The following is a 23,592-nucleotide window of genomic DNA, read 5'->3' as shown; positions in this document are numbered from 1 at the left end:
GTAGTCTATGAAACAAAAGCTAACTACATATTCTATACTCGCTTTTGTCTCAGCTACGATCTGGGCGGTGTTAGGCGTATCCCAGACTGCATATGCAGCAACCTTTACGGTGACGAACACTAATGACACTGGCGCGGGCTCATTACGACAGGCGATAACCGATGCGAACGCTACTGTTGGATCGCACGCCATCACCTTTAGCATTCTAGGTGCTGGACCGCATGTTATAACACCGGCAACTGCACTGCCTTCACTGGGCTTTGGTGCTGGGACAACACCGCGCTCAATTATGATTGATGGGTGTAGCCAGCCTGGATCTGTATGTGAGAGCTTTCCGTTGACTTTAAAAATACAGATTAACGGTGTGAATGCCAGTACATCAACGACTGGAATATTTGGAATAAACAAAACAGACGGGGGCATGACTATACGTGGTCTCTCGTTGACCAACTCCCAGGGGTGGGCGATCGCGGCAAATAGAACTGCCTATAATGGTCAATTTTGGAATCCCGATAACTTCGTGGCTGAATACAACTACATCGGCTTAAAACCAGATGGGACAGCTGCGCCTAATGCCAATGGTATTCGGCTAATAGGAGCGGTTGGTGGTACTCAAGGTGGAGACGGAGATAGAGTTTCAAATAATGTCATAGGCGCTAATACTGGGGCTGCACTTATAACTAACGGCGCTGCCAGCGTTTTTACGGCCATACAGCCGATGGATAACTTGATCATAGAAAATAATATCGTCGGGCTTGATCCTACCGGAACCCAAGCTAGAACTAATGGCAATGGTGTAAATGTCAGCGGAACTAATGGGGCTATTGTGCGCAATAACCAGATAGTAGGCAGCACGGGATATGGTTTGGATGTTCGTGCGCAAAGTATGAACTTGCTAATAGAAAACAACACGATCCAAAGCAATGGCACGAACGGTATAAGTTTTGCGAAAGGCACTATCGCTAACCCCACGTTCGTTGGCCCAGTGACACTGTACGGCAATACGGTTACAGCTAACGCCCAGACCGGCATACTAGCTACTGATGCACCCGGTATTACTATTGGCGGAACCGGTACAGGGCAAGCAAATAACATTTCAAATAATGGCAACACGGGTGTATTGATGACTGGAGCACTTACGAACAGTGGCAGCATAAGAGGCAATACAATGAGTTCGAACAACGGGGCGGGAGTATCAATCAGCGGGGCGTCGACTATCCAGGTAACAAATAACAATATCAACTCTACTGTCGATGCAGGGGTAGTTTTGAACAGTGCGACTAATCTTACCTTAAATGGCAACAGCATTCAGAATAATGGTATTGGTATTAGGGGTCAGACAGTGACAAGCTCAACAATGCGCGCTAATACGATTGCTAACAACGCACTTGGCGGGATCCTCCTTGATACAAATACGAATAACGTTACCATCGGAAACTTTGTTGGGCAAGAAAACCATATACATGACAATGGCGGTCCGGGGATTGCCGTAGGAGGTAACAATACAGACACTACAGCAAGCGTAAGAATCCGTATGAATACTATTTATAACAATGCTGGTCTTGGCATTGACTTAGGATCAAATGGTGTCACCCCGAACGATAGTGGCGACGGCGACACTGGTCCAAATAAGCTGATCAACTTCCCGGTCATACAGTCAGTCGCCAGAGGTTCGGTAAAAGTAAAAGGTACGTATACCGGCACAGCTAGTCAAGGCTTTATTCTTGACTTTTACCTAAACAGCAGTCCAGACGCATCGGGGTATGGAGAAGGTCAGACGTACATCGGTTCAACCACAGTTACTACCGATATACTCGGTCAGGCTACGTATGGCCTTACGTTTCCTGGCACAATTCCACCTGTCGGCGTAGTATCTGTGACGGCTACCGATTTTAGTGGCAACACATCGGAATTTAGTAGAAGTGCATATGTGAACCCCATCGCTAACGATAGTAACTCAACGACGACATCCGGCCAGACCACGACATTCAATGTGTTAGATAATGATGAAACAGAGAGTCCAGGATTTGATCTATCTAGTGTCCGCTTAATTGACCCTGCATCTAATAACGAAGTTAAGGATCTTGTTGTGGACGGACAAGGAACGTGGCACGTTAATACTGATGGCACGATCGCCTTTACGGCGCTAGCCAGTTTTATTGGTATTACGTCACCCGTTAATTATGTGGTAACCGATGTGAGCGGAATGAAGTCAGAGCCAGCCGCTTTATCGGTGACAGTAAATGCGCCCTCGGCTGCATCAACCTCAAATACAGGGGGCGGACTGGCTAACACTGGTCAGAATATACTAGTCCTATCCTCGCTCGCGGGAGTACTGTTGCTTGCCGGTGTCGGGGTGTTATTTAGAAAAAGAATAATAAAGCTACGAAAGCTTAAATTCAAAAATGAGAAGAAAGGTAGGGACCGGATCTACTATTTAGAAACAATGATGCAGCATGAAACGAAGCAAACCAATAGGCAGTTCAAATTAAATAGCCGGAATACACTTATCTACAGTGCATTCCGGCATTTCCTACTTTACGCTCTGAACGGCAACCTCAAGGCCTTTGCGCCCAAGTGCATAGCATTGCGCCTCATTGCCAACTCTTACAACTCCCTGGCAAGACATGATGCGCTTAAGCAATGCCTTCTTAATATCTTGTTGCAACCGTGGTGTATTCTCGATTCGCCACAGGAGCTTGCCCAGCTCCGTATCGGCATTCGCCGTCAACTCATCTGAAGCAACAAGGCCGCCGATAGGAGGGTCAAGGTACACAAATAGCACGTAATACTTCACCTTCTCCACACTAGGGATTGCTGCTACTGTTAGATCGAAACGACTTGCGGTCGCATTAGCAGGCTGCCCTTGAATTGCAGCAGGACAACTCGGCGGCACAAGTGCGTGGCCTCTATTATCGCGCATTGGTGCTCCAAACCAGGGTTGTGCTCTATATGTCATGGGACGCCTCAGTTAAAGTACTGCGGCACCGGCTTCTACTTAAAGACCACATGCGTATGGATGGTCCGGTGCAGTTACTTAGCGAACTGCACCGGACCTACTTGAATGGAAAGCCTTGCTCTTGGCAGTAATTGTAACCTAGAGCTGACCGGCCGACTAACCGCAAATGCAGCGACTAGCTCTTTAGTACCGTTGACCTAAACTTTACCCCAGCAGCAGCAAGCCGACCACTCAACCGTGGAGTATGCGCTGCGCCAGTGGCGTAAAGGAGTACCGATCGATCTCCTGACCGATTTCCGGTCGTCATGTCAATGGCAATATCCCCGAGCCGGGCCAGCATCTTACTGTTGCGGGCTACCTGTTCCTGCTCTTTTTTAGAAGCCGCATCTGTCGAAGATGCCTCGGCTTTCGCCTGGATGGCTTCCCATTCGCTTTCCGTAACTTCAGCGGTATGCACCTCTACCCGATGCAGTAGAGCTCGAGCTGCGACATACGCTAGGTTATTGATAACGCGCTCAGAGCGCCCCTCCTCAAGAAGCTCCAGCAGCTGCGGCTGCAACTCATCCGGTGGTAGAGCCTGGGTTGCCTCAGCAGATACAGGAATAATACTTGGAATGGACGGTGGTTCATCAAGGCTAACAAAGCCCGTGGGCTCAATCGCCAGCACGTCTCCGCGTCGGGCGTCTAGTGCGTCAACAACCTCCTTGAGCTTCTGGTAATCACCCTCGCTGATCTGATCCACGCGCTTTTTTGCCTGGATGCCGTGCACGACACCATAAAGCCGAAGATCAACGGCATTGAGGGCGGAAACTTGCTGACGAGAGAGCGAGAACTCATCATTAGACCGTTCCATGCCTACAAGTATGGTGCTTAATTAATTATTTAACAAGTTAGCTTTGATTCTTACTATGTTTGCTTTTTGCATATGGTTATCAAAACCGATTTAACAGTAGCTCTTCTAGTGGCAGTACCTAATCCTGGAAGGTTTTTGTGTTCGGCTGTAGCTCGCTGTGCATACAAAATATAATAGTATATATTTATATAGACGGAGATTAGAAAGTTTTCTGAGAGGAACAGACATGCCGAGCTTTGACTTCCCTAGTGCGGAAGAAATTGCGAGCCAGCGCCGATCAAGTGAAGACTTCCAAAGTCAAGTTCAGGGCTTTCTAGCTCAAGTCAAGAGGGATATGGTCTCTCGTAAGGGCGATAGCAATGTTGCGGGATACTTGCTCTTTCCGCCCGGCACCAGCCCGGATGTTCGGGAAGCGGTTTGTGATGCCATCAACGCCGTCAATGGCGGCCAAGATTGGGACGCACAACTGTCGACCGACGAAGGCCAGCCGGTACTGATTGTGCACAAGCGTCAGGGCTGACAAACTTATCCGTAACGCTCTTCACTACTGCCGGGGATTCAGAAGCGATTCTGGATCCCCGGCATACACAATATATGAATAGTAACGCGGGAACGCCTCCTTCGCCCTTATCAAACCCCTCACTCCGGCTATAGTGCACTTTCCTAGATCTTTAGTTCATCTCTTGGTTAGACCTACTAAGTCTCAGCGTCATTATAGAACATGCATTGTCGACCTATTATAGATACGCCCTGCTTTAACATGCCTATATTCCGGGGATAAGACTTTAAGCAGTTATAATACTTTGCAAATCAAAAAGAAGCCCCCACTGGGTGTGGGGGTTTGCCAAAACAACCTAAATGCGAAGGTACTTACTCGATGAAAATATCATAGCCTTTACCGGGATCTCCCGCATCAACATACCTCAGCTCAACTTCAGTTCCCTTTTGGAGCCGCAGTGGGTGGTCATGAACTATAAAAAGTTCTCGAGTAACCCACTTACCTGGTAGTTGTTCGACTGACATACGTATTTTAGTCATTCCGGCTGTTTCGACGCTCACATCGCTAATGACTAATGCCTTCATGCTTCAGTCCTTTACGGTAACGAAAATAATGTCAACCAAACCATACTATCATACCAGCCTGAAAACTATGGTATTAACTAATAACTTTAAGACCACACAGTAAGCGTGTGCATCCATACAAGAGCCTTGGAGCGTCATGCATATCTCGCTTGTTCTTCTAGGAAACCGGCTGCAGAGCAGCAAATGAGAGCGAGTAATTGCATTACCCAGGTCGAAGGCGTTCGATTAGGCACTTCTTAGCTCTGGCAGGGAAGCTCGACTCGCATTGAACGGCACGCGTCTCCTGTCTCTCCGCGCCAATCCAGGCGCTGGAGGACGGAGATACAACTTTTTGCAACACTTTACACCCTGAAAGGCGTTTAAATACTTAGGTAGTTATTCTCCGCAAAGTTCAAATGGCAAATTTAAACGAGCCGTTCTCAGATATATTCCAAGAACGGCCCAGCGCCTTAAGCGGAAGCAGGCATGAGGAAGCGATAGTGTTCCCATGTGTTACCATCTGACTTCAGGCCGAGCTCCCACAGATCATGAACCCAGCCTCGGCGCCGCGCTACCTCCACATCAAAGACGGCATTGCCGGCACTGTCAAGACCGCGAAAGATCATGCCCGACCGCACAACATGGTACCAGGTCTCCTTTTCTGGGGGCAGCGCAATGCGAATCCCGTGGTCGGTGCAAAAGTGCAGTTCGTACGTCCTGCCTTCGACAAGCTCGGAAAGAGCCTTGACAGCACCAGCAGGTAACGCCGGCTTGGCGAGCGTCCTCTGATCAAACTTATCACCATTGAGCGGACACAGGCCTGCTCGGTTCTCTCGATACACTGGACCTTCTCTCCTGGTCGGCGAGCTAATACTTATATTCTATCATAACGTTTAGGATTGCCATTTTACACCTTGAGACGACCCTCCTGGTACCTCGCTGCACTGAACCACCAAACCGGTGCCAAACTCTTGCTTGTGCCTACTATCAATGCTCGCATTCCTTAAAATTGCAATCTTAATTTATTATGATAGAATTAGTTTATTCTGCTCTCAGAGCTGAAGAAGTCCTAGCAGTATCCTCCTTGGGAGACTTTGTGCGTGAACTTAAGAAATTCCCGGAACTTCCTGAGCTTCTTGAACTTCTCGCTGCCAATGATCTTAGCCGCTATACCATTGTTCGCCACGGCTATCGGGTGGCCCGTATTGCTGGAGATGATGTCACCGATGGCCCATTCATTTATGAAGGCGGTGACGACTTCGACTTCTTGCAGGACCGCCTCGCTGCAGCTGCAGAAAGTCGTGTCGATAACCATGAATGCTACGAGATCATGGCTCCTGACGGAAACATTTTCTGCATCTGGTTCCGCGACTGGAGGGTGACTGTCGGCAAGGCCATCATGCCCTACTAGACGATCCCGGTGTGTGCCGGCTTTATGCACACACCGGGTCCACACTGAAATTAACGACACCCCTAATCAGACCGTTATTTAGATACCCGTTCATTTTTTGCCATGAGCTTAACAACTATTAATGATTATTAGTTGTTATAAAAAGAAAAAAGTTATATTATAATGTGTCCCCTATTGACAAGGTGAGTGGCATGGGCCTAAAGGTAATTAGTGTCGAATCGCAGGGCCGCTTTGCGCGTGTAAGCTTCTCTGATAACCATAGGATAACTTTTTACGAGAACACCGGCGGTTGGGGAATGCCCACCTGCCTTGAGCGTGTACTGCTCAAGGATGGCGAAGAGATGGTAGTAGAATTTGTCTCACCGTATCAATATCCGATTAATCACCGTCCTTTTGGTTTTCGAGTTCTAAAGGATGGTTATCGCGAGCGTTTGATAGCATACTGGACTCTCGCCCTTAGTCACGCTATCAAGGGCAAGGCTTCCGATGAAACGCTCGCCGATACCTGGCGAACCATCATTTTGGGCGGCCAGGAATTAGAGGATATTAAATCGGGCAAGTAGACGATCTTAACCCTTAATTAATTCTCACGAGTGATAGTTCACTCGTGAGAATATTTATTTCCCTTTGCAACGATGGTAGTAAATGTTATTATCTAAGCGCTATTCGACTTAGAGCGGAGAGAAATTATGCCCACACCGGGTACGAGTGTCGAGCAACCGAGTGGTGGATTGCCGGATAATTTTGTCGTGGTACATGCGCTAGAAAGCCTGCGTCGTCGCGACGTATTTTTCATCGGAGAGGCTAGTTACACCGTGAAGGCTTGCTATTCATCTTCCGATAAGTCTGGGTCGACATTGCTACAGGCGGTCGACAAACGTCAAAGGTCGCTTTGGCTGTTGCAGCATGCACGTAATATCTGGCACATCGCAAGGGAAAGCTATTTCGACTTTAACGAGACGAATCGTACCATTCGTACCTCTAAAGCGACGTTTGGTCCAGCAGGTGATCCGGTTACTATTTTCGATGTCGTCGTTCAGCCTTACCAAAGTGATAGGTTCCTGATTGCAATTAGACCAATCAGTATCCTTGCAAGAGCACTTGATTCCGGCTTGTATCGCGGAACGCAGGTAGCCATCAGCTTGCGTGACAGTATGTGATCTTAGGCGGACAGGCGAACCCTGTCCGCTGTTAAAAAGCGTATTCCAACTTTGACTCCCACATAAAGTCGCCTTGTCCCGATAGAAACATGCAAATAATAGCGCTCTTACCCGTACCTTCACGCTATAGCCGTCTAGGAATGTGCAGGCCTTTACTAGTAGTATCTACATAATTTCTAAACTCCATCAAAAAATTGTATAATGCAGCCCACGTGAAACCTCTTACTGACTATTCTTAGCAGTTCTTTATGGTATACTATCCCCTAGCCTACCCTATGAGAGAGGCACTGATGAAGGCATCGATTTCTGCAAGCGGCATCCTAAAGGTCGTACTAACGGGTACTGTCCCCTTCCGCATCCAGAAAAGGACAGATTGTGGTAATGCGTTTGAGATTCCCGACGTCCCTTCAGTGACGTACCTAGAAATTACTCGCAAAGATGAAGGTTGTACGCTTGTGTTTGATCTTTGTTGGCGAGAAGGACCAGGGATTGGTCGCTGGGTTAAGCCTATTGAAGTTCTGCTCCTTCGACCTACGTGGTACGACGGAGAGATCGAGGATCGGTGCAAGCCCACAGCAACCAATTAGTACTATTTTTGTATTGGCCTCGATAACTCAGCGCTGCGACGGCTAATAAGTAATCAGGGCATAGAGTATCGTAAGCAACTAAGGTAGTTGCGGGGCGTACCGCTTATGGGGCGCCCCTTCTCTTTATGCAAATTTGAAATAGATGGGTATCTATCCGAACTTATAGCCTACCAGGCATAACACTATTCCTATTTATTGATTTCTTTGGAACAAAACTAAGCTCAATTCACTTGCTATAGTACCCGTGAGCGGTAGAAAGTAGATCATTACTGATGAAAGAGATTTGACCTTAGCCTAATACAGTGTTATTTTATAGTAGTTGCCAAGACCGCTAGGAGGTCAGACTATGTCGTTGAATTTTGGGTCGATCTACTATATGTTTCACGAGCTGGATGCTCGCGCTATACGAGACAGCCTTGTACCAAAGATTCTTCGATCTACCTTTGCTCAGCTTATGCTTGGGCACCCAGATGAAGAGTTTTTTGGCAAAGTTGAGGGTATTACCTATAAGTTGAATAACCAAGGCCGCAGAGATCGTATGTCTGCGCTACTAATCGAGCGCGCCCATCCATTTACGCGCACGGAGATTGAAACGCGAGAGGCTGAGTTTTTGCGCCTGCCCGGTTTTCACCATCCTAGAAAGCTCGTTCCCTATGGCTGCGGAGATGATAGACTTAACGAAGCCCTGCTTGACCGCTGCTACTCAGATAATGAAACATGGCAGCAGGTAACTGGATAGACAAGCGTTTACGCCCCGTAGTTTTACTCCGGGGCGGCTATTCTTTACAGGTCGCTAATATATGCATTTGATCGCCATGCTGACGTTAATAAGTTAGGTAGTGTATAGAAACCATCAATTAGTCCCTGCCTTTGACGCGCATTGTCTTTTGGTGCGTTTCGATCGAAGCTCAAAGCAAGTTTCGCGAGTGAGGAACTTCTGGTTAAACTCGTGATGGTAGATTTCATGCATTTATTGTAATGCGGGGGTAATATAGCGTCAGTGTAGTAGTCAAGCTAAATGCTTGACGAACGTAAAAAATTATGTTAATATTAAGTTATATTAACTAGACCCTAGCGCAAGGATTGTACGCTGAGGAAAGAGTAACCCGCCTTTTCCTCATCGTATAACACGGTGACTCTGACTGGTGGCGGTAGTCAAGCCAGAGTATCCTTTTACCGCATCTGGAGATGGTTCGAATGGGTAAAACCGGTAAGACCTTCTACGCTAATGACCGCACCTCGCACTTCATCACGAACGGCAAGTGGGTACTTGAGGGCGTTAGCTGCGCCCCGGGCTACCATCAGTGGTTCATTGGGGCTCACGAGGGACTCCAGCGCATCGAGATCGAACTTCTTTACGGCCAGACGTCCAAGGTCGTCTGGGTCGGTGAGCAGCCCTTCGGAATTCTCCGGTGGGACAAGACGGATGGGGCGTGGCTCCCGACGGGTGGCATTTCTTTTGAGTCCGCCAAGCAGGTCAACAACGGCCAGCTTGGCCACCTGACGCCGATCCCCAAGCTCGCGCGTGTGCACGAGCTGGGCGAGAAGGTTGCTTGGAGTCGCGTGTCCGACCTCGTCGAACTGTCTGGCTACCGCTTCGCGGAGATCGTCGAGCGGTTCTGGCCGTTTGTCGACCGCAGCTACCAGCCGTGGCACCCCTTCCCCGCTACGCTCAAGATGGTTCTCGTCAGCAGCGCTGACGAGATCAGGACGCAACAGCGGAAGATCGAGGAGTTCACGCAGAAGGACTTGCTGGACAAGCTCCAGAACAACTCGTCCTTCTACAACAACGCGTGGATCCCGGCATCGCTGGGTCGCACCATCCTCCGACTGATCGCCCTCGGCTACGAACCGATCGGGGCGACCAGCACCTGATTCATCAGGCACCCCCGCAAACAACTTCAACCCGAAAGGGTGAAGGCCTCGCTTGCGGGGTTTTCACTTTCAGTTAATTTACAGGTAAAGCTTGGTCGTACAAATTTTTCATGCGTAAGAAAGTATATGTCTGCGCGTAATACCGTCAGTGAGCAATTGTTATGTGTAAAAATGTAGGATTCTAAATCATAGTAAAAGCACCCATTGGTGATAGAAATATCACCAATGGGTGCCGAAGTGCAACTACCTAAGGAAGCTCACTAGCTTATGCTTTTTGCAGAGCTCCTGTGTAATTTGCGGGCCACTGCGCTGTATGCGCTCGACAGTCTCTCGTACCCTCTTAGAACTTGCGAGTACTCCGCTGGACTTCAGTTTATCTACAATCTCTAGCATCATTCTATCTCTATCTTCAGGCTTGAGGTAGTCGAATAGCTCAAGACAAAGCACGAAGTAATTATCCCTGCTTTCCCACCACGCACTGAATACAAGATTTGAAGGCAGGTCTTGCTTGATAATCACCACTCGACGAATTGCTTCGAGAGCGGCGATTCGCTCCTTGCCAGATAGTTTACTCATTTGCTCCTTGATGTCTACAGGATAGACGGTAGCACGAGTAAACCTTTCAGTAAAAAGCTCAACAAGCTTTTCGTGCGAGACGGCCATGGCCCCTCCTTTGTCGCAGAGTCAGACTTCGTTAGCGGCGATCAAGCCAGAGCTTAGCGCCAGCAAGGTCATGTAGCGGATCGTAAGCAGTCCCCCATTTCCACTTGCCTTCGGCGCTAGGAGAGACCTCCAGGGTCACCTTATGATACCCACGCTCGTGGATCTCGTTGTACTTATTCCTGCTCTTTTCCTTGCTACTCTGGAGCGCAGTGGCGTGACGCTCGGTCCACATGGCTGCCTCGTTTGTAGGGATAAGATAACCGCCGAATCGGCGTCCAGCATAAGGACCTTCATACACTCCGCCCGACCAGTCGATGAACACTACGCGATTGAGCGCTCCAGGCCCGAAACGTGCCAAAAGGGCTACCATTAGCGATCGAGAGTCGATACGGATCATCGAAGATGGGCTGAACGATACTGAGCGGCCACCCGGCCCAAACCATCCTTGTGTTCCATCGAAGTACATATTGTCACTCGGACGAGCAGTCACCAAAGGCTCCTAGTTGAACTAGATTGAAATGGTGCTATCTTCTAGAAGTAAAGCATCTAGCGCAATAAGCACTATAACATAACTATCCAGGTTATCACTAAGGCGAGGGTTGTGCTTCGTGGTACAATATCGGTTGGTTAGGTACGTTCGAGGTAAGCGGAATGTTAATATAAGCCCTTTCGGCAAATGAGCCGCACACATTAGGGAGCTGTCATGAATAACTACGATCTTACCCTAGGTTATGTCCGGAGGATTGTAACGGCAGTTGGTCCTGTAGAGACAGCAGAAGATGTGAGGTACTTGCGATCAAAGCCGGGCACAGAGCAAGCAAAGCTTCACGGTTTTCTCCTTCGGGAACGCGAATCACTGCAAAACGAAGTACGCACTTCAAAATGTCTTCAACCTCAAGTGTCAACCCTCGTACATTCACTTATCTTGATTGAACTACTACTCACAACCAGCGCGCCGGTTAGCTTGATGGCTGTCAACAGCGCTGACCCAGGAAATGACAAGCGACACCGTAATGTGTTTCTTGATGCAGCTGCCGCGGCCCTCGTTCGATTGTCGGGTGGACTGCTTGAAGTAGTTGAACGGCTATGACTGTCCTTATACTTAAAGTCGAAGCTTGACATTGAAACTCCCATAATCGACAATCCTCAAAGCATCACTACTCAAGTTAGGGAGCTTTCGTGGAAGAAAAAGAGCGAGAGGCAGCGCTCGATCGTTTGCTGGCAGCAACAAACAGAATCAGCGATCCAGGTGAACTAGCAAAGCTTGCTCGTGATGCTGAACTGCTTGCTGATTTCGAAGCCAGCATGAAGAAAGCTCGAGAGCTAGCGAGTCGGACACGTAAGCGGAAAGCTGATACTGCACTCGTCAATTACGACGATGCGCTTGCATTCGGACGTCAGATTGGCTTGACTCAGCAGCGGATGTCGCGATTTTGGTCTAGTCTTCATAGAAGGGGCCGTTTCATGAGAGGCAACAGCAAAGATAGTTACCAAGCCGCTGAAATCAGCATAAAAGAGCTTCGCCAGAAGCTCCATACGTTCTCGGGGCTATCAGAATCAGAACGTATGATTCTCGAAGTTTGGTTGCTGAATCTTTAAGGCGATAGGCATTCCGCTCTCTTGGCTCATCACTATGACCTGAGGGAGGTAGCGGTACATACCATAGAACCAGCCTATGCTGGTTCTATGGTATTTTTAAAGCGCCATCCTTTTTCCGAGTAGCTTTCAGCGACCGAAGATCTATACAAGTGCAGCATCTTCTTGATACCACTGGAAATCATAGCTAAGATACTGCGCCGCATCTCATGCATTCTTCAGTTCAGCGCCTTCTTACGTATAATTAAGCCATGAGTACAAATAAGATGATTGGCAACTTTGCTGGTAAGCCCAAGACCCAAGCTTTCTTATCGAGCATAGCGGCGTATGTCCAGGAGCTTGGCCCTAGTAAGCAGGAAGTGAAAGCCCAGGTTAGCTACTCGGTTAACCGTAAGTTCTTGTGGCTATGGGCTTATGAGAAAACCGCCGATGGGATGCTCTATCTAACTGTTTGTCTTGATAAGAAAATAGACGATCCGCACTTTCATTACGTCAAACAGGTCAGCAAAAACAGGTGGAACCACCACGTTGAGGTTACCTCTTGGCAAATAGTAAACAGCGACTGGCTGCATCGGCTTATTGACGCAGGTTACGAGTTTGCGCAAAAGTAAAGGTCAAGCACCCTAGTTTTGCCTGAACAGTGACGGTTTACGCAATCAGGGTTTGCCTCTTTAAGAGGAGCGAGGGATTTCTAGCTTGCCCGATTCAATGAGTGAGCGAAAATTCCACAGCCCTGGCTTTTCAGTTTTGTAGCTCCAGTAGAACCAACCCGCGGCGTTCTCGTATGCTGCGAGTTGCGTTTGCAGGTGCCGCTGAGTGATGGCTTCCCGCTGATCTGGCGCTTTGTTTTTCATTGTCTCGCCACGCATCACGCCGCTCCACTCCCCCACAATAACGGACTGGTCTCGAGCAAGCTTGGCGAGCAGCTCGCGCCACCGCTCAATTTTTCCTAGGTACCAATCAGCCGACATGAACCCCGAGAACAACGTGCTCATATGGTACAGATGTACGTCCATGACTACCGGATGGCTGCGCCGCTTTAGCCCACCCGACATCAGGCGCGGGGTAAACGCATCACTAAAGACAACTCGCGTGTGTGGTCGCAGCACCTGGCTTAGGCGGTCGTAGGCTTTTCGGTAATAGTCACGCAGTTTGAACTGAAACAGCCCAAGTTTTGGCTCGTTGGTAATCTGCAACCCCCAGAAGTATGGATTGTCGCGATAGCGGCGGGCGATTTGCTCCAATATATCAAGTGAGCTGCGGCGAAGCGAATGCTGCCGTAACCACCCAGCTTTCCCCTTTCGGCCACTGTGGTCGCGCCCATTTTGTGAACCCGGCAGGCCATGTACGTCTATAATAGTGTGCAGTTTGTAGCGCTCAGCCATCTCCATCGCCCAGTCAAGATAGCGGACCGCTCGTAAGTACGGCGCGTCACCTTCTAGCACCCAATATCCCACGGGGATACGTAGGGCATTCACACTGTGTTCGTGCAACCACTTAAAGTCACTCTCGGTTATAAATGTCTGACGATGCTTTTCGAGTTTCTGCTCGGCATACGGCGTTGCCATGAATGTAAACTCATCCACGGCGTCTGTCCCGGCAAACAGGGATGGCGTCATCCACCGCTCCAGCAGCAGCCAACCACCGAGATTGACGCCGCGGAGTTTCTGAATTGGAAGCTTACTACTCATGTATATACTATTTTACCACCGCAACTGTTGGCGGACAGAAGCAATCGGATATAATAGTTTCACGTCCATTTATATTGAGTCGTCAAGCAGTGAGGCACCAGGTTTTGGTTCTGGCATAGGGGTTCGGGGGATCCCCTTCTCTCCTTTGTTTACCTTACCGTATAATAAGTGGATGAAAGAAGTTATTATTGTTCGACATGGAAACTGGAATCTTGTGGATGATCAGTTAACCGAGCAGGTCAAAACTCGCTGTATTGAACTTAAGCCAAGACTAGGTTCTTTCGCTATTGCGATAAGTTCGCCATTTGGTCGTACCCAAGAAACCGCACGCTTGCTCAGCGGACTTGAGCCAAGTGTCGATGAGCGTGCCGGCATACTAAAATCTCCACCTGAGTTTAGCCAGCGTGTCGCCAAACTACGTAAAACAGATCCGTTCGGGGTGGCAGGTGCAATTATTTCCATCCCTGAATTACGTGAACCACTTCGTGGACAAGGCCAACATCTCGTAGATTTAACAAGAGAGACACTCAGCCAGCTTTCTGATGACCAACGCGCACTTATCGTCTCCCATGACGGAACTATAGCTGCAGCCGAAAAAGTACTTACCGAAGCTTCCTTTGACGAGATTGACCATACATACGGCGAATTAGAGGGCTTTCGTATTGACGAAACTATGCAAATAACACGGCTATGAGTTGTCTTCATTAATCAGCTCTCGTATTTCTTGAAGTTCTATTTTAACTTTATGTAAATCATCCATTTCAAAAGTTTGGAATGGGTTTTTCTTTTCAATGATGAAATAGTATTATTCAATGATATTAATTATTTCGTTGGCTATCTTTTCTATGGACTGCGCAGCATCAGTGATTGTTGCACCTCAGCAGCTTATATTTCATGGATACTTGTGAATTAAGTTTTAACACATGTCTTAGCTCATACTCAGCTTTTGCTCCGCTCGACTTGTTCATCCCAGTATGATAATTTTTCGTCCGCATCATAGGCTTCATAACCCTGCGCTCTAGTTCTTTTTGTTACGACACTGTTTTGCCGCACAGAATAGCTTTAGTAGGATAGCTATCGTATACTAAAGCATACATGAAAACTCTCCTATTGAAGATCGTATCTATCCTTACTGTAGCCGCATTTTTATTTACCCCAGTAGCAAAAGCACAGGATACCAGCATACTTACAGATTATGTACACAATCAGTTTAGTACTTCTGGTGTCCGTACTGGTGCAGTGGTCATAACGAGAGATGACAATATCACTGAGCTCATCACTGTAGGAGATGGCGTATCGGGGTCGACGGCATTCGGCTTAGGCTCGATCAGCAAATCCTTTACTGCTCTCGCAATTATGCAGTTATATGATAAAGGCCTGATCTCTCTTGAGGCCCCGGTTCAGACGTATGTACCCGAATTCAGACTGGCGGATACTACGGCGACAAGTAAGATTACTGTCAGGCAACTTCTCAATCAGACAAGTGGGCTTCCTACTCAAGCTGGGTATTTAGGTCTCTACAATCGCTCTATTTCATTAGCAGGAAGTCTCAAAACGCTCAATGAGGTCGAACTCGTTTCAGAACCGGGCAAGGAGTTCAATTACTCGAATAGCAACTATACTATTCTAGGCTTAATCATAGAACGGGTAGCGGGAGTTTCGTATGGAGACTATATGCAGGAGCATATTTTTGCCCCTCTGGCTATGAGCCATACTTTTACAGATACCCGAATTGCAAAGAATAACGGCATGGCTAAAGGTTATACTAATTGGTTTGGCTTAAAGATTCCATTTGAAGATACACTAGCTCCAGCAGTGATCCCCGAAGGGGGTATTATAAGCAGTGCAGAAGACATGTCTCATTATATGATCGCGCTGCTCAATGATGGTGTCTTTCGAGGGACTCGAATTCTTTCTTCAAGTAGCATAGCGCATTTACTCGCACCCACAGTTAATACGCCGAATATCAGCATGCTAAATGTTAACGCATATGCGATGGGGTGGGGCGTAGGTACTATCGGCAACACTAAAATCATTTCTCACGATGGAGACACGCAAAATTTTCATGCAAATATCGGATTACTTCCCGAAGAGAAGAAGGGCATAGCGGTGCTTGTGGGTGAGAATGCTACGCTTCTAGGGTTAAGTGATACGTATAAAAGCGTTACTAGCTATATAGTAGAGGGCAAAATACCAACTATCAGTCATACTTTTAGGATATTTTATCTCGTGTTCGATGTGATTGTTATAGTAAGTACCCTCCTCGCTATATATAGCTTCTGGCGCTTGCGTTCTTGGCGTAAACAACTCGAGAGAAAATTTAAGAACAATCAGTTAGTCAAAAGAATGGTACTAAGTATTGCTATCGATGTATTCCTGGCAACCGTTCTGCTTTGTATCATTTTCGTATCAGGCTTTCCATTTGTTATCTTGATGTACGGATTACCAGATATCACAGTATGGGTACTGGGCTTAGCTTTTGTATTCATAGCTCGTGCTACGGTGAAAGCCTTCATCACCCTGCGCAGATGAAGCATAGTTTTGTTCGAACTTTTATTACTACCCTAGCAGGCAGGCCCACTGATGCTACGTTTTGATAATTATATGAGTTTGATTTTAGATGACAAGTGAATCTGATATTATCGAACCAATGATAGATTCTTGAGAATCATACATCCCCCAGCTTCTCATAATTCCTATCCTTGTGCATATATGCGCAATTGTAGCTCTTTTTGGCCTTATATCATTTTCACCCATCTTGGACTTATCTGACACTGCTCTGATGAGGTTCAGCCAAAACGGGCTAGGGCACCTGCTCGATCTTCAAGTGACTATGCCGTGAACCACGACCGGCACCAAGGCCACTGTCTCACTAGCCATGCTGCCGGCGTCGCGAATCCCGATCACTCACAATCAGAATTCACTCTTTTACGTTTTTGACATCAGCTGTTTGCGAAATTCTCCCGGCGCTAAATTATTGGTACGAGTGAAAAGGCGAGAAAATGACGCGGTATCCTGGTAGCCAATGCGATCGCAAATCTGCTGAATTGTAAAATTACTCGAAGATAGTAGTTGTTTAGCAGCCTCGAGCCGAATGACTTGCAGCCATTTGCCAGGTGTTATGTTAAGTTCCTGAAGACATTTTCGGGCGAATGTTCGCTCAGATACACCTAACATGCGGGCAAGTACACTAATGTTGCATGCCGCGAGATCCTGCATCGCAATACCTTTGATTTTACTCTCAAAGGTATTGCGCGAACTATCTTGATCTACGACATAGGGACTTTGAAATTCTCTGACTGGGGGTAGAACAAGTAGCTTTCGTATGAGCTGCTCTTGAGATGAAAATCCCATATCAATAAGCAGACGGCTGATGAGCTCTAGTCCGGAAAATGCTGCAGCACCTGTGTAAATACGACCACTCTTTATGACCATCTGTGAAGTGTTCCAGTGAACCTGCGGAAAGCGTCGCGTCACCTCTTCTTTAAGCCACCATGAAATTGTGGCGGCTTTCCCGTCAAGCAGACCATTGCTGGCAAGCAAATAAGCGGCTCCGCATGATGCCGCAATATAGGCGTTGTCATTAAGCGCTTGTGATACCAGTCTTTTAACTCGAACTGCCTCTTGCTCGAGGAGATGAAGCGTTCGTTCTCTCTCTGACTCGATACCTGCCAAAACTATCAGAACATCGATCTTTCGTGATGGCGTAGTACGTGTGGCAAACTGGATACCAGATTTAGATATCGCGTTAGTTTCGTGGCTAATGTACTCGTAGGTGAAACTAGTGCCGGTTACGTCGTTTGCAGCCTGTAAAACTTCAGCAATAGTGGCGGCAAGTGCGGCATAAAAATTTGATGGTATATAAACAGCGAAGTGCATTTATGTCTATATTAGCATATATATTGTCATTATAGACAATTTACTGAAAGTTTGAGCTTATATACAGTAGGGATAGTTAATAAAACACAGGAGTCTCATGAAATCAAATAAAGACGCTGTGCCCAAAAATAAGCGCAAGTTTTTACAGCTGGCCTTGTTGGCGTTCGCACAGTTTATTATCGCTGTTGATTACAATATTATGTACGTAGCACTGCCAGATATTGGGCAGGCACTTCACTTTACCGCGGCCTCCTTGCAATGGATAGTGAGCGCCTACGCCATCGGGTTTGGTGGCTTTTTGCTGCTTGGTGGGCGTGCTGCTGATAAACTAGGTCATCGACGAATCTTTTTGCTCGGCCTAGGACTGTTCGGCGTTGCCTCACTTGTGGGAGGGTTTGCAACTGATGGGGGTCTCCTTATCGCAGCAAGATTTGTGCAGGGTATTGGTGCAGCGCTCCTTACTCCGGCAACCCTATCGCTTATTAGCACGACGTTCACAGAAGGCGGAGAGCGTAATAAGGCCTTGGCAATTTGGGGCGCCGCTGGGAGTGGAGGGCTAGCGGCTGGAGCAGTACTTGGTGGAGTATTAACAAGTTGGCTTGGATGGCAGTGGGTATTGTTTGTAATGGTGCCGATGGCGCTGGCGGCTGCTATAGGTGCGATTCGTTGGCTAGCCTCAGATGTTATTACTGAGCGAAGTAGGCAAGGCTTTGATGCGTTAGGCGCTATCCTCGCAACAGGGGGGTCAATGAGTCTTGTCTTCGCACTTATCCAGGGACCAGAAGTAGGTTGGCTGGCATTCCAGACACTCGCTGCGTTATTGCTGAGCGCACTGCTTATGACCCTGCTTGTCTATCTTGAGAGAACAGCTAAACACCCTCTTATTCCTCTCGATTTATTCCGTAACAAAAGCGTCCTAACTTCGATTGCAGTTATCTTGGTATTCCAGGCAACGCTTGGTGGCGCGTATTATCTATTGACAATCTTTCTGCAAACCATCTTAGGATATGATGCACTTCAAGCCGGCGTTGCGTTTTTACCAATCACCCTTGTTTCTATGGTGTCTTCACTTAAAATTACACCCTACCTTTTACAGAAATATGGTATGAAGCTTACTTTGTTTATGGGCATGCTAGTGACGGGACTTGGCTTGCTGCTTCTAACTTGGGGTATGCAGCTCAATGGTACACTTTGGCTGTTGCTGCCAGGTTTAATAGTGTGGGGACTGGGCAGTGGAACGACTTTTCCAACAATGTTTATTGCGGCCGCGTCGGGAGTCAAACCTAGCGAGCAAGGTGTAGCCTCGGCGTTAGCTTCCACCTCGCAGCAAATCGGAGGAGCTATTGGCCTTGCACTGCTTATTGCCATAGCTACTGCCCATGTTCCCTCTTTTGACACAACTACTCAGTCAACGATTCTCGCGGGGATTCACCTTGCCGGTGTTATCGCAGGGTTACTCACCGCGCTCGGCGCACTTCTAGCCTGGATTATAAAGTCCAAATAGGTTCACTTACTGCATGAGCCTCAATGGCCAGCCGTCCATGCATGACTATCATAGAATAGATTGTGCTCAGTGGAGTTAGGCACCAAGCTTTGTCGGCCAATTGGCGTAAATAGTTTCGCCAGCATACAGAACTCCTAGTAATAAGCCAATGGTGACTCTATCAAAACGGCCATCGCCCTGATTGTTTTCATCTGTGGAGCGCATAATTTTAAGATTAAAGCGCTGTTCGAAATAGCGGTAAAAGCGCTCTACTATCTGTCTATCTTCCTGGGAGGGCATGCGTAACACTGGTACAGCAGGACAGAATCCAGCCTTGCGCCAAGGTCCATTTTCTAGCGACGGATGATTGTACTCATACATCCGTGGATCATGATTGGCCATTCTGAGAATCGGATTTCTTCCTGGCATAAATTCAGATGTGTTGTGGAGCGACAGGCCCTCGAATAATTCAAATTCCTGGTCTATGGAGAAATTGGCATACAGAGTGCGCAGTGCATCAGACTTCATGGAAGCAGGCCACGAAAGCTGATCGATAGTCTCCACAGCTTTTCGCATAAGTTTTTCTTTTGTAGGAAATTCTTTTGTTATTAAAGTATGTGAGTGTCCTAGTTGGGTAAGTGTTTCGATAATTCGCCAACTGGTGTCTGCAGCGACTACCTCCCATCCTGCGCGGGCGTCACGCACAAGCTTGGTCTGAGCGTAATTTTTTAAAAATTCATTTGCACCCTCAAATGCTAGCCATAGACTGTGTCGAGGATGATCTTGGTTGCCGCTTATTTCATCAAAGACTTTGTTCGAATGAGTCATGAATTGGTTGAATAGACTATGAATGCCCCGGGCAGCACTTCCTCTATGTGGAGGACAAGCATCTTCAAAAGAAAAGCTGTATACACGTGAGAGTGGCGGGTCGAGGCGATCGGTCCTCTCTAGTACAGGCGTAACGTGATGCAAAAGCTCAGTAAAAGTAACCGTACTCATTGCGGCGAAGGTAATCTGGCGAAGCGTGCGCGCGATCTTCAATCCTGTTTCTTCTGGATTAAGCTCAAGGGCGTAAGACCAGCGTGCTCGAAGTTTTTCCTCAAAGTCGATTAGAATTTCGATACTCTGTTCTTGGTTATCAAGTATTTCTTGGCCAATCCGCGTGATCTCTCCATCTTTCAATGGTGCTATTTCTCTTCTAATTTCTTCCTCAGGATGCAGGCTAACAGGACAATGCTCGATAGATGGTCTTATACTCATGCTAATAAGTATACGGCCGTATAAGTAATTCATTACTTACTTACTATCTGCCTAAGTTATTAGGCATCTATTTTATTAAAATCTTTAATAGTTCGAGTAAGCTAGGCTAGAAAGTGTTAATAGCTACGGATAGAGATTTAATAGGATTATTTGACGACTATTATATAAAAGAATATAGTATATAACGTTCGAAGAGTTCCAGCTACTCTACAACACGAGAAGTGGACAAGAAGTGGGACAAGGCAGCAGGGAAATCTCAGGGCCTAAAATCGTAGTGATTCGTAACCGAGATAATCGCTACGGTGAGAACTATAAGCGGGTCCCCGTAAACGAGTTGTTGCTCGAACAGCGCGCAGGATCCATGGAAATCGTCTGCTGCATGGAAGGGTTGACACTTTCTACCACCAGCGGCGGCAACAAGTTCAAAAATGGCGTAGGCTTCAAGTACACTTGGGGCTGCGAAGTGCTTGTCGACGTCTTCCCACGTGGACAGGAAGCCAAGTATGCTCAGTGGCAAAGGGACATAACAGAGCCAACCTCCTTCATCACGGGTATTAACTCCCCCGTGCTCACTTCCCGAACCGCTCGCGCCTATCCCAGTGGGGTTCATCGTGTTAGCGAGGGTGCCGACTATACCGAGATCTTGTCGGAATCAGATCTCCAGACCTACCTTAAGACTCATTTGCCACTTCTTGGCGTAGCCGAAAAAGATGTGACTGTTGTAATTCGCCGCATCGAGAAGCTCATTCGTGAAGGTAAGGCCGAGGCCTTGAGGAGGGCTCAGCTGCTGGAGCAAAAACGCGTCAAGCGACGTTCTTAGAGAGCACCAATCGAGGGGCGGTAAATACTCCGCTCCTCGACAGAAAGAAATTATTCAAAATCCTGGAAATAATTGCGCTTAACACCCTGCGGATAGTGAGGCTATGTAGTAGTTCACACAATCTCACTATCTGCTTTATTTTACCTATGAACCATTCTCTTCTCGACTGGGAAACTAATATCAAAACGTAGGTGACCCGATCTTAGTCCACATACCCATCGCCATAAACTGTAATTGTACCTGCGTGATGACCGGCAGTCCTGTCTCGATATAGCCAGAGTTCATCGCCTGTCTTATGCTTTATCGACTGATGATGTAATCTACTATATTAAGTGTCATTTTATGATATAATATGAAGTATACTTCATCGGACGGGAAGAGGGAGATCTGTATGAACATCCATATGGAGCAACATTTCGGAGATGGAGACTACTGGAGTATGACGTTTATCTCGAAAGGATTTGAGTTCACCGAAGATGACCTAATTGCCGTGCAGTATGCAGTTTGGTTCCCTGGAGTTCTCAAACATAAGCCACCGCAGCGTGACTTGCAGAATCGTCCTAGCGGTTCCTACCACGTCGCATGGAGTCGCAGCGATGGGCTACGTCGTACAAATCGACTCTTCGTCAGCTGCACACAAGGACAACAGCCTGGTCCAACCGTACGGGTATATCGGGTCCTAGCTCAGCGCTATCCGGATGCGCATTTCACCATGCGCGATTACCACTTGCGACAGGAACTCAACAAGCAAGGTTTGAACATTGTCACACCTTAAGGACAGGCATCAGCAGTAAGTGTTCCAGCGCCGGGTTTCGGCGCTGGAACACCATTCTTGTATATTAATCTAGTTGTTACAGCGGTGTCTTACCTCTGTTTTGCAAAGTGACTTTATGATCTGACAGCCCTGTGTCATAATTGGGGACGTCCTGATATTTACACGAGGAGCTGAGATGGCAAAGAAGGCTTTGGGCGCTAAGCTCAATACCGAGATCCGTAATTTGGTAAACATTGACAGTATTCAGGATCATTATTATCGCGAGTGGGCGTTGAGTTCCGAAGGCGCTCACTCGGTAAGTAGCGAGACAATAGGACTAGGGGGTTACGAAAGTTTCCTCCTAGTCCTATCTCCTTTCGCCATTAGACCTTTAACAAAGCAGCTGCTCTCTTTTGCAGCTATTTATACTGCTTGCTATACTACATAACGGTAACGTGCCTGCTGAATAGAACCGGTGGTAACAGTGTCTACAATTCGCGTATTCGCAACCTCCCTAAGTAATCCGAAGATCATTCTCGCAGAAAAAACGATGACGGCACAGGAGGCAGTTAATCTGATTACCGAGCTTCAAAGGTTCATTGTTCCCCCTCATCTCAGTGCAGATTAAGGCAATCCCAGCGCTTCGGGCTGTTGATGGCCAGGGATCTGGGAAGTACCGGCCTTAGCGACAAACTAGATCGCACTAGTGCCCGGCTCGAGGGAGCACGTGTATTCAACTACACATTTGAGCCTGCGGACAACGACGATACCGATTTCAGGCGTCTCCTTGCGCTGGTGAGGCGACAGTACGACGAGTAGTTCATAGTGGCTGGGCTGGCTGTTGCGTGACACAGCCAGCTCTTTAAATAGCCATCTCATACCTGCACGATCCACATCTTACGATAATAACTCGCACATTGCCTTGACATCGGCGACACAGAGTAATTAATCTTATATACTAAAAAGGTCCCATTGCTTAGGAGGTATGGTCTAATGAAAGCCTCACGCAAAGCTAGCGCCTCGCTGTTCGCACTTACCCTAGCTACAGGAGCAGGCTGCACGGCACAACAACCATCCGAGTCGCAGCAACCGACAAGCACGTTGCCCACCTCAACAAGCTCTGCGAGCAGCGAGCCGGCCACCAACGGTTATAGCTACGGTTACGGTACGTATTATGTGGCAAGCCGCCTTAACGTACCGCCGAACTGGGGTAATGCCAAAACCTGGTACGCCAGCGCTCAGGCAAGCGGCTACAGTACCGGTGATGTGCCCAAAAAGGGCGCCATTGCCTGGACCGATCGCGGCCCGCTTGGCCAAGTGGCTATTGTCGAAGATGTCAGTGCCGATGGCACACAGGTGTCTATCAGTGAGATGAATGGAAAGGATGGCTGGAATCGAGTGACGCGTCGGGCTGCACTCGCTAATTCATTCAAGTACATCTACCCGCGATAGGAGGAATCGTCCTCGGTTAACCGGCCGAGGACGTTATTATTTAACTTGATATAATAATCTATTATGCTATAATCTATTAGACATCAG

The 23,592-nt window shown here is 47.7% G+C and carries 25 protein-coding genes; 17 read left to right on the top strand and 8 right to left on the bottom strand.

All coding sequences use genetic code 11. The features are described 5' to 3' along the window. The first annotated feature begins 7 nt into the window (after positions 1-7). A complete protein-coding gene (locus tag VD907_06275; protein ID HYG84452.1) occupies positions 8-2,740 on the top strand; it encodes a right-handed parallel beta-helix repeat-containing protein in 2,733 nt (910 codons plus the stop codon). A 394-nt stretch (positions 2,741-3,134) separates the two neighbouring features. Here VD907_06275 and VD907_06270 read toward each other — a convergent pair whose 3' ends face one another. Then, positions 3,135-3,812, bottom strand: coding sequence for a hypothetical protein (locus VD907_06270; GenBank protein HYG84451.1), 678 nt, complete (start codon positions 3,810-3,812; stop codon positions 3,135-3,137). Between the two features lie 226 nt (positions 3,813-4,038). Between VD907_06270 and VD907_06265 the strand changes: the two genes are divergently transcribed. Beyond that, on the top strand, positions 4,039-4,332 hold the full coding sequence (locus VD907_06265; GenBank protein ID HYG84450.1) for a hypothetical protein: 294 nt from the start codon (positions 4,039-4,041) through the stop codon (positions 4,330-4,332). Positions 4,333-4,682: 350 nt separating this feature from the next. Here the strand turns inward: VD907_06265 and VD907_06260 are convergent, their stop codons facing one another. Together VD907_06260 and VD907_06255 are read right to left on the bottom strand one after the other, a co-directional pair. Then, positions 4,683-4,895 (bottom strand): hypothetical protein, encoded by a 213-nt coding sequence (locus VD907_06260; GenBank protein HYG84449.1) that lies wholly within the window; start codon positions 4,893-4,895, stop codon positions 4,683-4,685. A gap of 449 nt (positions 4,896-5,344) precedes the next feature. Next, a complete protein-coding gene (locus VD907_06255; protein ID HYG84448.1) occupies positions 5,345-5,716 on the bottom strand; it encodes a hypothetical protein in 372 nt (123 codons plus the stop codon). A 254-nt stretch (positions 5,717-5,970) separates the two neighbouring features. On the opposite strand from VD907_06255, the gene VD907_06250 reads away from it, so the two are divergent. The 5 genes from VD907_06250 (at position 5,971) to VD907_06230 (ending at position 9,907) form a co-directional block, all read left to right on the top strand. After that, positions 5,971-6,285, top strand: a complete 315-nt coding sequence (locus tag VD907_06250) for a hypothetical protein (protein ID HYG84447.1) — start codon at positions 5,971-5,973, stop codon at positions 6,283-6,285. A gap of 191 nt (positions 6,286-6,476) precedes the next feature. After that, the gene (locus VD907_06245) at positions 6,477-6,848 is read left to right on the top strand and encodes a hypothetical protein (protein ID HYG84446.1); all 372 of its coding nucleotides are present in this window, start codon (positions 6,477-6,479) and stop codon (positions 6,846-6,848) included. A gap of 126 nt (positions 6,849-6,974) precedes the next feature. After that, a complete protein-coding gene (locus tag VD907_06240; GenBank protein HYG84445.1) occupies positions 6,975-7,445 on the top strand; it encodes a hypothetical protein in 471 nt (156 codons plus the stop codon). A 933-nt stretch (positions 7,446-8,378) separates the two neighbouring features. Further along, entirely contained in the window at positions 8,379-8,771 is a 393-nt protein-coding gene (locus VD907_06235; protein HYG84444.1) for a hypothetical protein, read from the top strand. A gap of 458 nt (positions 8,772-9,229) precedes the next feature. Beyond that, the gene (locus VD907_06230) at positions 9,230-9,907 is read left to right on the top strand and encodes a hypothetical protein (protein ID HYG84443.1); all 678 of its coding nucleotides are present in this window, start codon (positions 9,230-9,232) and stop codon (positions 9,905-9,907) included. A gap of 243 nt (positions 9,908-10,150) precedes the next feature. On the opposite strand, the gene VD907_06225 is transcribed toward VD907_06230, so the two are convergent. Both VD907_06225 and VD907_06220 read right to left on the bottom strand, forming a co-directional pair. Further along, positions 10,151-10,570 (bottom strand): class I SAM-dependent methyltransferase, encoded by a 420-nt coding sequence (locus VD907_06225; GenBank protein HYG84442.1) that lies wholly within the window; start codon positions 10,568-10,570, stop codon positions 10,151-10,153. A 31-nt stretch (positions 10,571-10,601) separates the two neighbouring features. Beyond that, entirely contained in the window at positions 10,602-11,060 is a 459-nt protein-coding gene (locus tag VD907_06220; protein ID HYG84441.1) for a hypothetical protein, read from the bottom strand. A gap of 213 nt (positions 11,061-11,273) precedes the next feature. Here VD907_06220 and VD907_06215 point away from each other — a divergent pair, with 213 nt between their 5' ends. From VD907_06215 to VD907_06205, 3 genes are all read left to right on the top strand, one after another. Further along, positions 11,274-11,660, top strand: a complete 387-nt coding sequence (locus tag VD907_06215) for a hypothetical protein (protein HYG84440.1) — start codon at positions 11,274-11,276, stop codon at positions 11,658-11,660. Positions 11,661-11,749: 89 nt separating this feature from the next. After that, positions 11,750-12,169 (top strand): hypothetical protein, encoded by a 420-nt coding sequence (locus tag VD907_06210; protein HYG84439.1) that lies wholly within the window; start codon positions 11,750-11,752, stop codon positions 12,167-12,169. Between the two features lie 248 nt (positions 12,170-12,417). Further along, positions 12,418-12,777, top strand: coding sequence for a DUF5655 domain-containing protein (locus VD907_06205; GenBank protein HYG84438.1), 360 nt, complete (start codon positions 12,418-12,420; stop codon positions 12,775-12,777). 60 nt (positions 12,778-12,837) lie between these two features. Here the strand turns inward: VD907_06205 and VD907_06200 are convergent, their stop codons facing one another. Continuing rightward, positions 12,838-13,857, bottom strand: a complete 1,020-nt coding sequence (locus VD907_06200; protein HYG84437.1) for a cellulase family glycosylhydrolase — start codon at positions 13,855-13,857, stop codon at positions 12,838-12,840. A 172-nt stretch (positions 13,858-14,029) separates the two neighbouring features. Here VD907_06200 and VD907_06195 point away from each other — a divergent pair, with 172 nt between their 5' ends. Further along, positions 14,030-14,551: a phosphoglycerate mutase family protein gene (locus VD907_06195; GenBank protein HYG84436.1), complete on the top strand. Its 522-nt coding sequence runs from the start codon at positions 14,030-14,032 to the stop codon at positions 14,549-14,551. 401 nt (positions 14,552-14,952) lie between these two features. After that, on the top strand, positions 14,953-16,389 hold the full coding sequence (locus VD907_06190; GenBank protein ID HYG84435.1) for a serine hydrolase domain-containing protein: 1,437 nt from the start codon (positions 14,953-14,955) through the stop codon (positions 16,387-16,389). A gap of 396 nt (positions 16,390-16,785) precedes the next feature. Here VD907_06190 and VD907_06185 read toward each other — a convergent pair whose 3' ends face one another. After that, the gene (locus VD907_06185; protein HYG84434.1) at positions 16,786-17,736 is read right to left on the bottom strand and encodes a helix-turn-helix domain-containing protein; all 951 of its coding nucleotides are present in this window, start codon (positions 17,734-17,736) and stop codon (positions 16,786-16,788) included. Positions 17,737-17,833: 97 nt separating this feature from the next. Here VD907_06185 and VD907_06180 point away from each other — a divergent pair, with 97 nt between their 5' ends. Then, positions 17,834-19,240, top strand: coding sequence for an MFS transporter (locus VD907_06180; GenBank protein ID HYG84433.1), 1,407 nt, complete (start codon positions 17,834-17,836; stop codon positions 19,238-19,240). Between the two features lie 75 nt (positions 19,241-19,315). Here the strand turns inward: VD907_06180 and VD907_06175 are convergent, their stop codons facing one another. Beyond that, positions 19,316-20,479: a hypothetical protein gene (locus tag VD907_06175; protein HYG84432.1), complete on the bottom strand. Its 1,164-nt coding sequence runs from the start codon at positions 20,477-20,479 to the stop codon at positions 19,316-19,318. Positions 20,480-20,711: 232 nt separating this feature from the next. Between VD907_06175 and VD907_06170 the strand changes: the two genes are divergently transcribed. From VD907_06170 to VD907_06155, 4 genes are all read left to right on the top strand, one after another. Next, positions 20,712-21,299, top strand: a complete 588-nt coding sequence (locus tag VD907_06170; protein ID HYG84431.1) for a hypothetical protein — start codon at positions 20,712-20,714, stop codon at positions 21,297-21,299. A gap of 439 nt (positions 21,300-21,738) precedes the next feature. Then, positions 21,739-22,074 carry a hypothetical protein gene (locus VD907_06165; GenBank protein ID HYG84430.1) on the top strand — a complete coding sequence of 112 codons (336 nt, stop codon included), beginning with the start codon at positions 21,739-21,741 and terminating at the stop codon, positions 22,072-22,074. 175 nt (positions 22,075-22,249) lie between these two features. Beyond that, the gene (locus VD907_06160) at positions 22,250-22,501 is read left to right on the top strand and encodes a hypothetical protein (GenBank protein ID HYG84429.1); all 252 of its coding nucleotides are present in this window, start codon (positions 22,250-22,252) and stop codon (positions 22,499-22,501) included. A gap of 545 nt (positions 22,502-23,046) precedes the next feature. Continuing rightward, positions 23,047-23,505 (top strand): CHAP domain-containing protein, encoded by a 459-nt coding sequence (locus VD907_06155; protein ID HYG84428.1) that lies wholly within the window; start codon positions 23,047-23,049, stop codon positions 23,503-23,505. The last annotated feature ends 87 nt before the right edge of the window (positions 23,506-23,592 follow it).

Source organism: Verrucomicrobiia bacterium (assembly GCA_035629335.1).
Lineage (GTDB): Bacteria > Patescibacteriota > Saccharimonadia > Saccharimonadales > Saccharimonadaceae > DASUUR01.
The sequence above is the reverse complement of the archived record's forward strand: the minus strand, read 5'-3'. Positions and strand labels throughout refer to the sequence as shown.

Coding starts and splice junctions, on each gene's coding strand:
- VD907_06275 (HYG84452.1), top strand. CDS start 8: ATGAAACAAAAGCTAACTACATATTCTATACTCGCTTTTGTCTCAGCT.
- VD907_06270 (HYG84451.1), bottom strand. CDS start 3,812: ATGGAACGGTCTAATGATGAGTTCTCGCTCTCTCGTCAGCAAGTTTCC.
- VD907_06265 (HYG84450.1), top strand. CDS start 4,039: ATGCCGAGCTTTGACTTCCCTAGTGCGGAAGAAATTGCGAGCCAGCGC.
- VD907_06260 (HYG84449.1), bottom strand. CDS start 4,895: ATGAAGGCATTAGTCATTAGCGATGTGAGCGTCGAAACAGCCGGAATG.
- VD907_06245 (HYG84446.1), top strand. CDS start 6,477: ATGGGCCTAAAGGTAATTAGTGTCGAATCGCAGGGCCGCTTTGCGCGT.
- VD907_06240 (HYG84445.1), top strand. CDS start 6,975: ATGCCCACACCGGGTACGAGTGTCGAGCAACCGAGTGGTGGATTGCCG.
- VD907_06235 (HYG84444.1), top strand. CDS start 8,379: ATGTCGTTGAATTTTGGGTCGATCTACTATATGTTTCACGAGCTGGAT.
- VD907_06230 (HYG84443.1), top strand. CDS start 9,230: ATGGGTAAAACCGGTAAGACCTTCTACGCTAATGACCGCACCTCGCAC.
- VD907_06225 (HYG84442.1), bottom strand. CDS start 10,570: ATGGCCGTCTCGCACGAAAAGCTTGTTGAGCTTTTTACTGAAAGGTTT.
- VD907_06215 (HYG84440.1), top strand. CDS start 11,274: ATGAATAACTACGATCTTACCCTAGGTTATGTCCGGAGGATTGTAACG.
- VD907_06205 (HYG84438.1), top strand. CDS start 12,418: ATGAGTACAAATAAGATGATTGGCAACTTTGCTGGTAAGCCCAAGACC.
- VD907_06200 (HYG84437.1), bottom strand. CDS start 13,857: ATGAGTAGTAAGCTTCCAATTCAGAAACTCCGCGGCGTCAATCTCGGT.
- VD907_06195 (HYG84436.1), top strand. CDS start 14,030: ATGAAAGAAGTTATTATTGTTCGACATGGAAACTGGAATCTTGTGGAT.
- VD907_06190 (HYG84435.1), top strand. CDS start 14,953: ATGAAAACTCTCCTATTGAAGATCGTATCTATCCTTACTGTAGCCGCA.
- VD907_06185 (HYG84434.1), bottom strand. CDS start 17,736: ATGCACTTCGCTGTTTATATACCATCAAATTTTTATGCCGCACTTGCC.
- VD907_06180 (HYG84433.1), top strand. CDS start 17,834: ATGAAATCAAATAAAGACGCTGTGCCCAAAAATAAGCGCAAGTTTTTA.
- VD907_06175 (HYG84432.1), bottom strand. CDS start 20,479: ATGAGTATAAGACCATCTATCGAGCATTGTCCTGTTAGCCTGCATCCT.
- VD907_06165 (HYG84430.1), top strand. CDS start 21,739: ATGACGTTTATCTCGAAAGGATTTGAGTTCACCGAAGATGACCTAATT.
- VD907_06160 (HYG84429.1), top strand. CDS start 22,250: ATGGCAAAGAAGGCTTTGGGCGCTAAGCTCAATACCGAGATCCGTAAT.
- VD907_06155 (HYG84428.1), top strand. CDS start 23,047: ATGAAAGCCTCACGCAAAGCTAGCGCCTCGCTGTTCGCACTTACCCTA.